The following is a 14,007-nucleotide window of genomic DNA, read 5'->3' on the forward strand; positions in this document are numbered from 1 at the left end:
CTCTACCCACGGGTAGGGCGCTCTTTCGGCTTGCTTCACTCGATCGCATCACACTTCCGAGCCCGGTAGAGCGCGCATGCGCTCATTTGGTTACTCTGATGTCCACGGTCGGCCACCGAGGAGACACACCATCCTCACGGCCTATCCGGGGACTGGCCTGCCACCAAGGCCGCGGTCCCGCCCGATGAACGGCGCCACCGCGACCGACGGCACGAAGTCCTCATAGGTTCGCGACACAAAGGAGTGCGCGGTGACACCCGAACTGACCAAGCAGGAACCGAGACCGGCCGAACACCAGGACCGGCCCCGCCGGAACGGCGAGCTCGGAAGCCTCGAAGTGTGGGCCCACGCGGCCCCGATCCGGCTGGCGGGCTACGAGGACGACCTCGCGGAGCCTCACATCCTGCCCGGCATCGACTGAGCCGGTGCCCTGACGTAACCCTTGCTCCACCCCGCTGCCCCCGTCCGTCTTCCGGCCGGGGGCAGCGGCACGTCCCGTACGCGCCCGTCACCGGTCCACGGGCTCCCGCAGCCGGATCGGCGGCAGGTACTCCCGCACCAGCGTGCGGTGCCACCACGCCCCGGTCGCGCGCAGCTCGTGCCAGGTCGTGTACCGGTACCGGTACAACCGGGCGCGGACATGGGTCGGCGGCGCGTCGGGGAAGGGGTTGCGGGCGAGCAGCCGCAGCGTGTCCCGGTCGCCGTCGAGGAGCCGCTCCACGAAGGGCCCGAACCAGTCGCGGGCGTACCCGGGGGAGAGGGCGGCGAACCACATCAGCCAGTCCAGGCGGAGGTGGTACGGGGCGAACTGGCGGGGCAGCCGGCGCGGATCGCCCGGCTTGCCCTTGAACGGGTACTCCCGCCACACCGAGCCCGCGTGCGGTGCCGGGTCGTCGGTGCCCTCGACGACGATCTCGTCCCGGATCCGGCCGACGGTGCCGAACGCGCCGTAGGTGTTGACCAGGTGGAACGGATCGTACGAGCGGTTCATCGCCTGGTCGCGGGAGAGCAGGTTGCGTACCGGGCGGTAGCTCCTGACCAGGACCAGCACGGTCACTCCGACGACCACGACCACGTACCAGAGCGGCGGATCCGGCCGCGGACGCTCCCCGGTGAGCGCGGAGGCGTCCACGGCGGAGAGGGCGAGCACGATGGTGAGCCAGTTCAGCCAGGCGAAGTTCCCGGAGAGGACCAGCCACAGCTGTGTCGCCACCATCAGGCAGGCGGCGATCGTCGCCACCGGCTGCGGGGTGAACAGCAGGAACGGTACGAGCAGCTGGACGACGTGGTTGGCCGCCGCCTCGACCCGGTGCAGCGGGCGCGGGAGGTGGTGGAAGAACCAGCTCAGCGGGCCGGGCATCGGCTGCGTCTCGTGGTGGTGGTAGAGGCAGGTCAGGTTCCGCCAGCAGCGGTCGCCCCGGATCTTGATGAGCCCGGCGCCGAACTCGACCCGGAAGAGCAGCCAGCGCAGCAGGAAGAGCATGAGGACGGGCGGCCCCGTGTCGTCGTTGCCGAGGAAGACCGCCAGGAACCCGGTCTCCAGGAGCAGTGACTCCCAGCCGAAGGCGTACCAGGTCTGCCCCACGTTCACGATCGACAGGTACAGCGCCCAGAGGACGAACCACAGGAGCATCGACACGGGCAGCGGCACCGCGTCCCCCGCGCCCGCCACGAGGGCCAGGGCGATCGCGGCCCCGGTCCACGCGACGGTCGCGAACAGCCGGTCGGAGTAGCGCCAGTGGAAGAGCGACGGGGTCCGGCGGGGACGGGTCCTGCGCAGGTACTCCGGTACGGGGAGCATGCCGCGCTCGCCGATCAGCGCCCGGAACTGGAGGGCGGCCGACAGGAACGCCACGCAGTACAGCCCGGCGAGGCCCCGCTGGAACGCGATCCGGCTCAGCCAGAGGTCGGGCGCGGTGAACCACTCCATCCCTTCCAGTATCGGTCCGGGATCAGGTCCTGACGAGGCGCCGCAGGGTCCGGCCCAGCCGCCGGGCGTACGTCCGCTGGAGCAGTGGGATCAGGGGCCCGGCCAGCCGGGTGTACCAGGCGGCGGGCCGGCTGAACGCGGTGATCGTGAACCGGACCGTGCCGTCGGGTGCCAGCTCGACGACGAAGGACTCCTCGCCGAGCTCCGGGTGCCCGGTCAGGGTGCCGTAGGCGAAGCCGACGCGGTGCTCCTCGTACGCCGTCCAGACCACCTCGCAGGGGGCGCCGAGCCTGACCCGGCCGACGCCCACCGACACCTCCAGGTGGACGCCGGGCTCGGCGCGGACGGCCTCGCTGCGGACGGTCGCCCCGGAGGCGCGGTGTGTCCGCCAGGTGGTGACGGCCTCACCGGCGGCCTCGAAGGCGGCGCGGCCGTGGCCGACGACCGCGCTGTGGCGCAGGTGGTGGTAGCCCTCGGGGAGGTGCTCCGGGGTACGGGTGGCGCCGACCTCGCGGTAGCTGAGGCTCGGGCGGGGGCGGACGGGGCCGGTGGGGCGGTTGGGGTGGGTGGTGCGCGAGAGGTTGTGCGTGAGGCGGGTCATGCCGGGAGCTCCGTTCGCGGGCGGGTCTGGAGGGGCGGGGCCGGGAGAAGCGGTGCCGTGCGGTCTGCCTGGAGGCGGCGGCGGGCGAGCAGGGCGCAGACGGTGAATCCCAGGGCGTTGCCCAGGCCGTGCGTCGCCGCCGTCCACGTCAGACCGAGGTGCGGCAGGCCGGTGGCCTCGCCGAGCGCCCAGCTCAGCGCGAGCAGCATGGTGACGACGAGGACCAGGGCCGAGACGGCGAGCAGGCCGCGTGTGAGCCGGTCGGCCGCGAGTTCGCGCCGCTCCCGCAGGGTCAGGACGGCGACCGCCGCCATGCCGGCCGTGAGGACGACCGCTCCCACGAGCTCGGCCCAGTCGTCGACGAAGTAGCCGAGCAGGACGAGCAGGGTGCCGGCGGGGACGCTCAGTGCGGCGAAGCGGGCGGTGGGGCCGTCGTCGGCGCGGCAGACGAGACCGGCGACGAGCGCGGCGGCGAAGCCCGCGAAGTGGAAGTGCGGGACGGTCAGCGCGAGCATGTCGAGCTCGAAGCCGAAGAACGGGTACGCGGCCCGTTCGGCGACGAGCGCCGCCCCGGCGACGGAGGGGGCGACGAGGGAGGTCAGGACCGCGATCTCTCTCGGCCGCAGCGAGCGGGTGAGGGTCAGCCGGGCCGGGGCCTGGAGCGCGAGCGCCAGGGTGGCGAGGGCGTAGACGGCGGCGAGCCCGGCCGCGAGACCGGAGCGGGGGAGCCAGAGGGCCAGCGCTCCGGGGGCGGCGAGGAGCGGCCAGGCGCGGCGGAGCGGGTCCCACCCCGGTGGCCTGGGGCCGTCGAGGAGTGCGAGCCCCGTCGGCACCACCCAGAACATCCCGATCATCACGACCGGATTCACCAGAAGTGACAGCGCGGTCATAGGACACCCCCCGACTTGAACGTGTTCAACTGGCGATCCGAGCGTAGAGCCTTTCTTGAACGTGTTCAAGTACTGCGTTCGGCCGGCCGGGTGCAGGCCGCCCCGGTCGGCCGTCCCCCGCTTGCGGGGGCCCGCGCGCTGCGACAGACATGAGGGACTGGCCGGAACCGGGCGCAGGGCCCCGGGGAGAGAAAACGGGAGAACCAGGTGCGCACACCCCTGCGCCGGACGCGGCGAACTCCTTCGGCTCCCCGCCCGACCCCACCCGCCCGGAACCGCTCGGTTCCCACCGGGCCCGCCGCGGTAACCGCCGTCACCGCACTCGCCTCGGCCCTGCTGATCGCCGGCTGCTCGTCCCGCGGCGACGGCGGCAGCCACGGCGAGCAGCCCGCGGCCGCCGTCGGCCAGGAGATCCTCCTCCAGCCGCTCGGCGCCCGGGGCCCCGACCCCTTCACCGACTCCACCGCCCGGATCACCGGCCCGGTGGCCGCCCCGGAGCGGGACCCGGACGCCGCCTCCCTGCAGCAGGTCCGCGAGGTCACCGGCTCCACCCCCGGCCTCTACGGCGGCACGCGGGCGGAGGGCAGCTGCGACGTCGAGCGGCAGGTCTCCTTCCTCGCCGCCGACCAGGCCAGGACCCGCGCCTTCGCCGAGGCCGCCGGCATCCCCGAGACGAACGTCTCCGGCTGGCTGCGCGGGCTGACCCCCGTCGTCCTGCGCGCCGACGCCAGGGTCACCAACCACGGCTACCGGGGCGGCCGTGCCACCCCCTTCCAGTCCGTCCTCCAGACCGGTACGGCGGTCCTCGTCGACCAGTACGGCTCGCCGCGCGTCCGCTGCGCCTGCGGCAACCCGCTCCGCACCCCGGTCGTGGCCAAGGGCGGGGTCCACCAGGGCGACGCCTGGGACGGCTTCGACCCCGAGCACGTCATCGTCGTCCGGCCGACCACCACCGTCGTCACCAGCCTGGTCATCGTGAACGCCGCCGACAGCACCTGGATCGAGCGGCGGACCGGCAGTGACGGGGCCGAGGACCGGAAGCCCACCGTGGAGCCGGACTGCGACCCGGACACGTGCCACCTGTCCGAGGCCGCCACGCCGGATCCCGCCCGGCCGGACGCGAGCGCGCCGGTCCCGAGCACACCGGACCGGGCCACGCCCGACCCGAGCGCCCCGGACCGCCGGACCCCACCGGATCCGGCCTCCCCCGATCCGGTCTCGCCCGACCCCGCCTCCCCGGCCCCGACGGACCCCGCTCCCGTGGTCCCGGACCCGTCCGGGACGGGCGGCACGGATGGCGACCCGACGCCCGCGCACCCCGATCCCTCGGGGGAGCCGTACCCCGACCCGTACGAGGAACCGCGCTCCGAGCCGTACCCCGACCCGTACACGGACCCGAACACCGACCCGTATGCCGAGCCGCCCACCGTTCCGGACGGCGAGCTGCCGCCCGAGGAGCTCTTCCCGAACGGCACGGGGCAGGAGCAGCCCGAGACCTTCGAAGGATGAGGGGCCGACGGGGTGAAACGGATCTCCATGGTGCGCATGGGCGGGGCTGCGCCTAGCGTGGCCCCATGAGCGCGGGTATCGGGGGCGGGGAGGCGGCCGAGCGGCTCCGCCGTGCGGCGGAGGAGCCGGGCGCCGGAGCCCGGATCCTGCACGACTTCGGCTCGGCCTTCCGGATGGGCGGCTTCGACTGGGACCTGCTCACCGGGACGATGATCATGGACGAGGCCGCCCTTGAGGTCTTCGACATCGACCGCGCCGATTACGACGACCGCCCCGAGAGCCTCGGCTCCCGGATCCTGCCCGACGAGGCCCGCCGCCTCGACACCATGGTCGCCCAGGCGCTCAAGGAGGGCAGCGACCAGTACGGCGCCTACTTCCGGATCCGCCGCCGCGACGGCGGGCAGCAGTGGACCCACACCCAGGGCATCGTCGAGCACGACGACACGGGCCGTCCGGTGCGCATCGTGGGCGTCGTCCGCGACGCCACCCACGAGCTGACCGAGTCCGCCGCCCGGCTCGGCCTCGACGAGGGGCGCCGACGGCGCGCAGGCGTCGTCGAGGGCACGACGGCCGCCCTCGCCGACGCCCGGACCGTGCAGGACGTCATCGACCTGCTCAACGACTCGCACGCCCTCGAACACTTCGGTGCCGCGAGCCTCGTCGTGGGCCTCCTCGAAGCCGGCCGCATCCATCTGGTCGCCGAGGGGGCCGACGGCGCCTTCGTGCCGGGCACCCGCTTCACCCGGGTGGACGAGCCGTACCCGATGAGCGAGGTGATCCGCACCCTGCGGCCTCGGTTCATCGACTCGGCCCGGGACTTCGCCACCTCCTTCCCGGTGCTCTGGCCGCACATCAGCGGGCTCGGCATCACCGCCGCCGCCTATCTGCCCCTGATCGCCCAGGCCCGGCCCATCGGCGCGCTCGGGCTGCTGTACAGCGACAGGACCGGCTTCAGCGAGGACGAGCGGACCCTGCTCGTCGCCCTCGGGAGCAGCATCGCCCAGAGCCTCCAGCGCGCCATGCTGTACGAGCAGGAACACGACCTCGCCGAAGGGCTCCAGCAGGCGATGCTGCCGCGCCGGATCCCCGAGGTGCCCGGCGCGCAGACGGCCGTCCGCTACCGCTCGGCCCGGCTCGGCCAGGACATCGGCGGCGACTGGTACGACATCATCCCGCTGCCCGGCGGACGGGTCGGCGCCGTCATCGGCGACGTCCAGGGCCACGACACCCACGCGGCCGCCGTCATGGGCCAGCTGCGGATCGTGCTCCGCGCCTACGCGGCCGAGGGGCACACCCCGGCCACGGTCATGGCCAGGGCCTCGGTCTTCCTGCACGAGCTCGACACCGAACGCTTCGCCACCTGCACCTACGCCGAGGTGGACCTCGCCACCGGGGTCGTCCAGATCGTCCGGGCCGGCCATGTCGACCCGCTGGTCAGGGAGGTCGACGGCAGCTGCCGCAGGCTTCCCGTGGAGGGCGGGCTGCCGCTCGGGCTCTCCGCGGAGTTCGGCCGCCTCGACTACCCCGTGACCACCCTGGAGCTGGACCCCGGCCAGACCCTGATGCTCTACACCGACGGTCTGGTCGAGAAGCCCGGCGCCGACCTCGACGAGGGCTTCCAATGGCTCACCTCCCTCGTCCGGCGCGGGCCCGCCGACCTCCAGCAGCTCGCGGACCACCTCTGCGACGTGGTCGCCGACCGCGGCGGCGAGGACGACGTGGCGATCCTGCTGCTGCGCCGCCAGGCCGCGTACCCGCCGCAGCGGGCCGGCCGGTTCCGGCAGCACGTGGCCCAGAGCGACCCGGAGGCGCTGAGTTCCGCCCGGCACATGATCCGGGCCGCGGTCCGGGCCTGGGGCGCGGGGGAGCGCGCGGACGAGATCGAGCTGGTCGCCGACGAGCTGATGACCAACGCGCTGATGCACACCGACGGCGGGGCGATCGTGACCCTGCGGATCCTCGTCGGACCCGAGCGCCGGCTGCGGGTGGAGGTCGAGGACCGGTCCAGCGCGCTGCCCCGGCGCCGTGAGGCGGGCGAGGCGGGGGTCTCCGGCCGTGGACTGCTTCTGGTCGACCGGCTCTCCGACGTCTGGGGCGTGGAATCGCGGGGCGGAGGCAAGTGTGTGTGGTGCGAGTTCACCGTGGAGGAGTGATCCTGTTAACTGAGCGTGAACTGGTCGTACTTGACCGTAACTGACGGTACGCGATTGACTTTGCTCTCCCGCCCCTCCGCGCAGGACGTGAGGACCCCCCGTTGAGCAGCAGCGAGCTACTGGCACCCCTCGATCTGGCCTTCTGGCATCTGGAATCCGCCGCCCACCCCCTGCACCTCGGGGCCCTCGTCCACTTCGGCCCCGTCCCCCCGGCCACGGGCCACGAGCCTCCGGACGTCCTGGAACTCCTCGCCCGCCGCGCCGCCGCCGTCCCCCGGCTGCGGATGCGCGTGCGCGACGTCCTGCTCCCCGTCGGCGGCGCCGCCTGGAGCGCCGACCCGGACTTCGACGTAAGCCGCCACGTCCGCCGGATCGCCCTCCCCGGCGCGGACTTCCCCGCCGAGGCCGCCCGGCTCGCCGCCGAGCTCATGGAGCAGCCCGTCGAGCGCGGCCTGCCGCCCTGGGAGATGTACCTGCTCAGCGGCGCCCCCGACGGCTCCTTCGCGGTCCTCGTCAAACTCCACCACGCCCTCGCCGACGGCATGCGGGCCGTCGCCATCGGCGCCGGGATCTTCGACGAGATCGCCGCCGGCCGCCGCCCGGCGCGCCGACCCCGCCCCGTACCCCCGCGGTCCTGGCTCCCCGGCCCCGGACGCCTCTTCGACCTCGCCCGGGAGCGGCTCGGCGACCTCGGCCGGGCCGTCGAGGTCGGCGTCTCCGTCGTCGGCTCCTCCGTCGTCCGCGCCGGCCGCCTCGACGGTCGGCCCGCCGCCGCCCTCGCCGCCGACTCCAGCGGTACGCGCCGGATCGCCACCGTGACCCTGCCCCTCGACCGCGTCCAGCGGATCCGCCGCACCACCGGCGGCACCGCCAACGACGTGCTCCTCGCCGTCGTCGCCGGAGCCCTGCGCCGCTGGTTCGACGGGCGCGGGCTGCCCCTCCCCGGCGCCGACCCCCGGGCCCTCGTCCCCGTCTCGCGCCGCCGCCCCGGCGCCCCGCCCGGCCCCGGCAACAGCCTCTCCGGCTACCTCCTCGACCTGCCGGTCACCGAACCCGACCCGGCGGCCCGACTCGCCGCCGTACGGCACGCCATGGACCGCAACAAGGCCGCCGGCCCCTTCAGGGGCGCGGGCGCGGTCGCCCTCCTGGCCGACCAACTGCCACCGCTCGCCCACCGCTTCGGCGCCCCCTTCGCCTCCGGCGCGGCCCGGCTCCTCTTCGACCTCCTCGTCACCCAGGTGCCGCTGCCCCGCTCGGCGCTCTCCCTGGGCGGCGCCCCGCTGCGCGCGCTCTTCCCGATGGCCCCGCTCGCCCGCGGCCAGTCCCTCGCCGTCGCCATGTCCCCGTACGGGGGCCAGGTCCACATCGGTCTCGTCGCCGACGGGGCGGCCGTCCCCGACCTCGACGCCCTCGCCGCCGCGCTCACCGCCGAACTGGAGCTGCTGGACCCGGTCCCGGAACCGGACCTGGACCTGGAACTGGTCCCGGACCTGGCCCCGGTCCCGGAACCGGACCTGGACCTGGCCCCCGACCTGGACACGAAACCGGTCCCGGAACAGGTCCCGGAACCGGTCCCGGAGTCCTGACGCGCGCCGGGGCCGCCCGTGCGGCAGGGTGGAGCCATGCCCGAACTGCCCGAGGTGGAAGCGCTTCGCGAGTTCCTCGACGCGCACCTGGTGGGCAAGGAGATCGCCCGCGTCCTGCCCGTCGCGATCAGCGTCCTCAAGACGTACGACCCGCCCCTGACCGCCGTCGAGGGCGCCGAGGTCACCGCCGTCGGCCGGCACGGCAAGTTCCTCGACCTCACCACCGTCGGCGCGGCGGGCGAACTGCACCTCCTGTTCCACCTGGCCCGCGCGGGCTGGCTCCGCTGGCAGGACCCGCTGCCCTCCGGGCCGCCGAAGCCCGGCAAGGGCCCGCTGGCCCTCCGTACCGCGCTCACCGGGGGCGACGGCTTCGACCTCACCGAGGCCGGCACCACCAAACGCCTCGCCGTCCACCTCGTCCACGACCCGCGGGAGGTGCCGGGCGTCGCCCGCCTCGGCCCCGACCCGCTCGCCGAGGACTTCGGCCCCGGGGCCTTCGCCGCCCTCCTCGCGGGCGAACGCCGCCAGATCAAGGGCGCCCTGCGCGACCAGAGCCTCATCGCCGGCATCGGCAACGCCTACAGCGACGAGATCCTCCACGCCGCGAGGATGTCCCCCTTCAAACCCACCCAGAACCTCACCCCGGAGGAGACCACCGCCCTCCACACGGCGATGCGGACCACCCTCCGCGAGGCCGTCGAACGCTCCCACGGGCTCGCCGCGGGCCGGCTGAAGGCGGAGAAGAAGAGCGGGCTGCGCGTCCACGGCCGGACGGGGGAGCCCTGCCCGGTCTGCGGCGACACCATCCGGGAGGTCAGCTTCAGCGACTCCTCCCTCCAGTACTGCCCCACCTGCCAGACCGGCGGCAAGCCGCTCGCCGACCGCCGCCTGTCCAGACTCCTCAAATAGACTCCCGCGCATGCTGCGCGTACTGGCCGTCGACGACGAGGAACCCGCCCTCGGGGAGCTGCTCTACCTGCTGCGCGCCGACCCGCGGGTGCGCACCGCCGAGGGCGCCGGCGACGCGACCGCGGCCCTGCGCAGGATCGGGCGCGCCCTGGAGACGGGACCCGACGGGGACGAGGGGGTCGACGTCGTCTTCCTGGACATCCACATGCCCGGACTCACCGGACTCGACGTGGCCCGGCTGCTCGCCGGCTTCGCCCGCCCCCCGCTGGTCGTCTTCGTCACCGCCCACGAGGGCTTCGCCCTGCAGGCCTTCGACCTCAAGGCGGTCGACTACGTCCTCAAGCCCGTCCGCCGTGAACGCCTCGCCGAGGCCGTCCGCCGCGTCCACGACCTGGTGCACGCCACCGCCCCGGCCGTGACCTCCGGCCTCGTCGCGCCCGAACAGATCCCCGTCGAGCTCGGCGGGGTCACCCGCTTCGTCTCCGTCGACGACATCGCGTACGTGGAGGCCCACGGCGACTACGCCCGCCTCCACACCGACCACGGCAGCCACCTCGTCCGCATCCCCCTCTCCACCCTCGAGGAGCGGTGGGCCGCCCGGGGCTTCGTCCGCATCCACCGCAGCCATCTCGTGGCGCTCGCCCGCATCGACGAACTCCGGCTCGACGGCGGGACCACCTCGGTGCGGCTTGGCGACACCGACCTCGCGGTCAGCCGCCGCCACGCCCGCCAGCTGCGGGACCTGCTGATGCGGCGGGCCGGCGGCTGAGCCCGTACCTCCCCTCCCTCTCGCCGTCCGTGTCTACCGCGAGCGGGGAGCGCTGCGTAGACTCCACGCGTCCCGGGCCCACGGCCCGTGCCAGCCGTCGGTAGCTGTCGAAAGTCGTCGGTAGCCGTCGGAAGTCGTCAAAAACCGTCGGTAGCCGTAGCCGTCGGAAGTCGTCGAGAGAGGCCGGAGCGGACCCCGATGTCCGAGCACCACCCGCCGCGCAGACCCCGGCGCGAGACCGTCACGTACGCCTCCGCCCACGGCGCCGGCTCCGTCCCCGGACCCGCCGGGCGGCGGCCCGCCCACCCGCCGGCCCGCTCCGAGATCGACGAGCAGACCACCCTCGGCCACACCTACGTCCGCTCCCTGATGCGCAGCCAGCTGCGCGCCGCCCTCACCGCCCTCGGCGCGCTCGCCCTGCTCGTCGGCTCGCTGCCCCTGCTGCTCGCGCTGCCCGCCCCCGAGGCCCTCGTCTGGATCGCGCTCGGCGCCGGGGTGTACCCCGTCGTCTGGGGCATCGCCCACTGGTACGTCCGCCGCGCCGAACGCAACGAGCGCGACTTCACCGGTCTCGTCGAACGGTGAAGCGCCCCGCATGAACCAGCACCGCGTGGTGGCGGCGTGAACCAGACCTACGCCGTCGCGGCCGTCACCGCCGTCGTCCTCGCCACCGTCCTCATCGGCGCCCTCGGCCTGCGGATCTCCCGCACCACCTCCGACTTCTACGTCGCCTCGCGGACCGTCCGGCCGGGCCTCAACGCCGCCGCCATCAGCGGCGAGTACCTCTCGGCCGCCTCCTTCCTCGGCATCGCGGGACTCGTCCTCGTCCAGGGCCCCGCCATGCTCTGGTACCCGGTCGGCTACACCGCCGGATACCTCGTCCTGCTCGTCCTCGTCGCCGCCCCGCTCCGCCGCTCGGGCGCGTACACCCTCTCCGACTTCGCCGAGGCGCGCCTCGAATCCCCGCAGGCCCGCCGCCTCGCCAGCCTCTTCGTCGTCGGCATCGGCTGGCTCTACCTGCTGCCGCAGCTCCAGGGCGCCGGGCTCACCCTGGAGATCCTCACCGGCGCCCCCGACTGGGTCGGCGGGCTGCTCGTCGCCCTCGTCGTCACCGGCACCGTCGCGGCGGGCGGCATGCGCAGCATCACCTTCGTCCAGGCCTTCCAGTACTGGCTGAAACTCACCGCTCTGCTGGTCCCCGCCCTCTTCCTCCTCGCCGCCTGGTACGGGGACGGAACGCCGCGGGCCCGCTTCGACGCCCCCGCCGTCCTCCGCGAGCACACCGTCGTCCGGGTCGCCGACACGGTACGGATCGGCCTCGACGCCCCGCTCACCCTCACCGTCACCGGCACCCTCGACGCCGTCCCGTACGACCACCGGACCGTCACCCTCGAACCCGGCACCCACCACGTCCTCGCCGGCACCGAACTCGCCTTCGCGCCGGGCGCGGTCCTGCCCGAGCGGGCCGCCAGCGGCACCGACCCGCTGGGCTGGTCCCAGCCGCTCGCCGGCGGACACGACGGACACCAGCTGTACGCCACGTACGGGCTGATCCTCGCGACCTTCCTCGGCACCATGGGCCTGCCGCACGTCGCCGTCCGCTTCTACACCAGCCCGCACGGCCGCGCGGCCCGCCGGACCACCCTCGTCGTGCTCGGTCTCGTCGGCGCCTTCTACCTGCTGCCGCCGCTCTACGGAGCCCTCGGCCGGATCTACGCGCCCGAGCTCGCCCTCACGGGCTCCGCCGACGCCGCCGTCCTCGTGCTGCCCGCGCGGATCCTCGGCGGGTTCCCCGGCGAACTCCTCGGCGCGCTCCTGGCGGGCGGGGCCTTCGCGGCCTTCCTCTCCACCGCGTCCGGGCTCACCATGTCCGTCGCCGGGGTCCTCACCCAGGACGTGCTGCCCTCGCGGGGCGTACGCCACTTCCGGCTCGCGACCCTGCTGGCCACCGCCGTCCCGCTCGCCGTCGGGGTGGTCGCCTCAAAGGTTCCGGTCGCCGACGCCGTCGGCCTCGCCTTCGCGGTCTCCGCCTCCTCCTTCTGCCCGCTGCTCGTCCTCGGCATCTGGTGGCGCCGGCTCACCCCGCCCGGCGCCATGGCCGGGCTCCTGCTCGGCGGCGGGTCCGCGCTCGCCGCCGTCATGGCGACCCGTGCCGGGCTCGCCCCCGAGGGCTGGCCCCACACGCTGATGGCCTGGCCCGCCGTCTGGTCGGTCCCCCTCGGCTTCCTCACCATGGTCCTCGTCTCGCTCGCCACCCCGGGCCGCGTCCCGCCCGGCACCCCGGCACTCCTCGCCCGACTCCACCTGCCGGAGGAGATCACCGGCACGGTGCCCTCCCAGGAGGTACGCCGATGACCGGGCCCTTCCCAGGAGGTACGCCGATGACCGGCACCGTCCTCTCGCGGGCGGTTCGCCGATGAGCGGCATCGCCCTCGCCGCCGCGGCCGCCGCCGGTGCCGTGCTGCTCGCCGCCGGCTTCGTCCTGGGGCGGTTCGCCGCCCGCCGCGGGGGCCGCGCCGCCGATCCCGACCTCGGTACGCCCGTCGAACGGGCCACCTTCCACACGCTGCACACCGCCTCGCTCGCCGCGCCGCCGCTGCGCGCCGGACTCACCGAGGAGACCGCCCGCAAGGCGGTCCGCACGCTCCGTTCGCTGCTCGGCACCGAGGCCCTCTGCCTCACCGACCGGAGCGCGGTCCTCGCCTGGGACGGACCGGGTGAGGACCATCACCGCGCGCACGTCCCCGCACTGGCCGCCGAGACCCTCGGGACCGGCCGCAGCAGGTCCGCGCACACCGGCTGCGCCGACCCGGCCTGCCCGCTGGGCTGGGCGGTGATCGCCCCGCTCACCGGCGAGGACGGCGTCCTCGGCGCGCTCGTCGCCTACGGCTCGCGGGAGTCGGCGGTCCTCGTACGGGCCGCGACCGAGGTGGCCCGCTGGGTCTCCGTCCAGCTGGAGCTGGCCGAGCTCGACCGCTCGCGGACCAGGATCGTGGAGGCCGAGATCAAGGCCCTGCGCGCCCAGATCTCCCCGCACTTCATCTTCAACTCCCTCGCCGCCATCGCCTCGTTCGTCCGCACCGACCCCGAGCGCGCCCGGGAGCTCCTCCTGGAGTTCGCCGACTTCACCCGGTACTCCTTCCGCAGGCACGGGGAGTTCACCCAGCTGGCCGACGAACTGCGCTCCATCGAGCAGTACTTGGCTCTCGCCGGGGCCCGCTTCGGGGACCGGCTCAAGGTGACGCTCCAGATCGCCCCCGAGGTGCTGCCGGTGACCCTGCCCTTCCTCTGCCTCCAGCCGCTGGTGGAGAACGCGGTCAAGCACGGTCTCCAGGAGCGGGAGCGCGGCTGCCGGGTGACGATCGCCGCCCGGGACGCGGGCGCCGAGGCCGTGGTGACCGTCGAGGACGACGGGGTCGGCATGGACCCGGAGCTGCTGCGCGCCGTCCTGCGGGGGGAGCATCCGGCGGGCTCCGGCATCGGTCTGTCCAACGTGGACGAGCGGCTGCGGCAGGTCTACGGGACGGAGCACGGCCTCGTCATCGAGACCGGGGTCGACGCGGGGATGAAGGTGACCGTACGCATCCCCAAGTACCGCCCCGGCGTGCACCGTTCCCCCGGGTGAGCCTCCCGGCCTTCCCGTACGTCCAGTACCCCCCC

Annotated in this window: 12 protein-coding genes; 9 read left to right on the plus strand and 3 right to left on the minus strand. The window is 74.3% G+C overall.

Going from position 1 to position 14,007, the window contains the following annotated elements; all coding sequences use genetic code 11:
• Positions 1-250: 250 nt before the first annotated feature.
• On the plus strand, positions 251-421 hold the full coding sequence (locus OG361_RS35315; protein WP_384573433.1) for a hypothetical protein: 171 nt from the start codon (positions 251-253) through the stop codon (positions 419-421).
• A gap of 87 nt (positions 422-508) precedes the next feature.
• On the opposite strand, the gene OG361_RS35320 is transcribed toward OG361_RS35315, so the two are convergent.
• From OG361_RS35320 to OG361_RS35330, 3 genes are read right to left on the minus strand one after another with little or no spacing between them, the layout of a single operon-like run.
• On the minus strand, positions 509-1,930 hold the full coding sequence (locus OG361_RS35320; RefSeq protein ID WP_405860143.1) for a lipase maturation factor family protein: 1,422 nt from the start codon (positions 1,928-1,930) through the stop codon (positions 509-511).
• 22 nt (positions 1,931-1,952) lie between these two features.
• Positions 1,953-2,531: a DUF1990 family protein gene (locus OG361_RS35325; protein WP_405860145.1), complete on the minus strand. Its 579-nt coding sequence runs from the start codon at positions 2,529-2,531 to the stop codon at positions 1,953-1,955.
• Positions 2,528-3,412, minus strand: a complete 885-nt coding sequence (locus OG361_RS35330) for a YndJ family protein (protein ID WP_405862624.1) — start codon at positions 3,410-3,412, stop codon at positions 2,528-2,530. The genes OG361_RS35325 and OG361_RS35330 overlap by 4 nt, the downstream gene beginning before the upstream one ends.
• 216 nt (positions 3,413-3,628) lie before the next feature.
• Between OG361_RS35330 and OG361_RS35335 the strand changes: the two genes are divergently transcribed.
• The 8 genes from OG361_RS35335 (at position 3,629) to OG361_RS35370 (ending at position 13,972) form a co-directional block, all read left to right on the plus strand.
• Positions 3,629-4,930, plus strand: coding sequence for a DUF6777 domain-containing protein (locus tag OG361_RS35335; RefSeq protein WP_405860147.1), 1,302 nt, complete (start codon positions 3,629-3,631; stop codon positions 4,928-4,930).
• A 65-nt stretch (positions 4,931-4,995) separates the two neighbouring features.
• Positions 4,996-7,083, plus strand: a complete 2,088-nt coding sequence (locus tag OG361_RS35340; protein ID WP_405860149.1) for a SpoIIE family protein phosphatase — start codon at positions 4,996-4,998, stop codon at positions 7,081-7,083.
• Between the two features lie 101 nt (positions 7,084-7,184).
• Positions 7,185-8,669, plus strand: coding sequence for a wax ester/triacylglycerol synthase family O-acyltransferase (locus OG361_RS35345; RefSeq protein ID WP_405860151.1), 1,485 nt, complete (start codon positions 7,185-7,187; stop codon positions 8,667-8,669).
• A gap of 36 nt (positions 8,670-8,705) precedes the next feature.
• A complete protein-coding gene (locus tag OG361_RS35350) occupies positions 8,706-9,578 on the plus strand; it encodes an Fpg/Nei family DNA glycosylase (RefSeq protein WP_405860153.1) in 873 nt (290 codons plus the stop codon).
• A gap of 10 nt (positions 9,579-9,588) precedes the next feature.
• A complete protein-coding gene (locus OG361_RS35355; protein ID WP_405860155.1) occupies positions 9,589-10,347 on the plus strand; it encodes a LytR/AlgR family response regulator transcription factor in 759 nt (252 codons plus the stop codon).
• 198 nt (positions 10,348-10,545) lie between these two features.
• Positions 10,546-10,932, plus strand: a complete 387-nt coding sequence (locus OG361_RS35360) for a hypothetical protein (RefSeq protein ID WP_384573458.1) — start codon at positions 10,546-10,548, stop codon at positions 10,930-10,932.
• 36 nt (positions 10,933-10,968) lie between these two features.
• Positions 10,969-12,702 (plus strand): cation acetate symporter, encoded by a 1,734-nt coding sequence (locus tag OG361_RS35365; RefSeq protein WP_405860157.1) that lies wholly within the window; start codon positions 10,969-10,971, stop codon positions 12,700-12,702.
• 61 nt (positions 12,703-12,763) lie between these two features.
• A complete protein-coding gene (locus OG361_RS35370) occupies positions 12,764-13,972 on the plus strand; it encodes a histidine kinase (protein ID WP_405860159.1) in 1,209 nt (402 codons plus the stop codon).
• The last annotated feature ends 35 nt before the right edge of the window (positions 13,973-14,007 follow it).

Source organism: Streptomyces sp. NBC_00090 (assembly GCF_045160815.1).
GTDB lineage: Bacteria > Actinomycetota > Actinomycetes > Streptomycetales > Streptomycetaceae > Streptomyces.

What these genes read in the sequence shown, in the direction of transcription:
- OG361_RS35360 (WP_384573458.1), top strand. Translation starts at nt 10,546, where the DNA reads ATGTCCGAGCACCACCCGCCGCGCAGACCCCGGCGCGAGACCGTCACG.
- OG361_RS35325 (WP_405860145.1), bottom strand. Translation starts at nt 2,531, where the DNA reads ATGACCCGCCTCACGCACAACCTCTCGCGCACCACCCACCCCAACCGC.
- OG361_RS35350 (WP_405860153.1), top strand. Translation starts at nt 8,706, where the DNA reads ATGCCCGAACTGCCCGAGGTGGAAGCGCTTCGCGAGTTCCTCGACGCG.
- OG361_RS35320 (WP_405860143.1), bottom strand. Translation starts at nt 1,930, where the DNA reads ATGGAGTGGTTCACCGCGCCCGACCTCTGGCTGAGCCGGATCGCGTTC.
- OG361_RS35340 (WP_405860149.1), top strand. Translation starts at nt 4,996, where the DNA reads ATGAGCGCGGGTATCGGGGGCGGGGAGGCGGCCGAGCGGCTCCGCCGT.
- OG361_RS35355 (WP_405860155.1), top strand. Translation starts at nt 9,589, where the DNA reads ATGCTGCGCGTACTGGCCGTCGACGACGAGGAACCCGCCCTCGGGGAG.
- OG361_RS35370 (WP_405860159.1), top strand. Translation starts at nt 12,764, where the DNA reads ATGAGCGGCATCGCCCTCGCCGCCGCGGCCGCCGCCGGTGCCGTGCTG.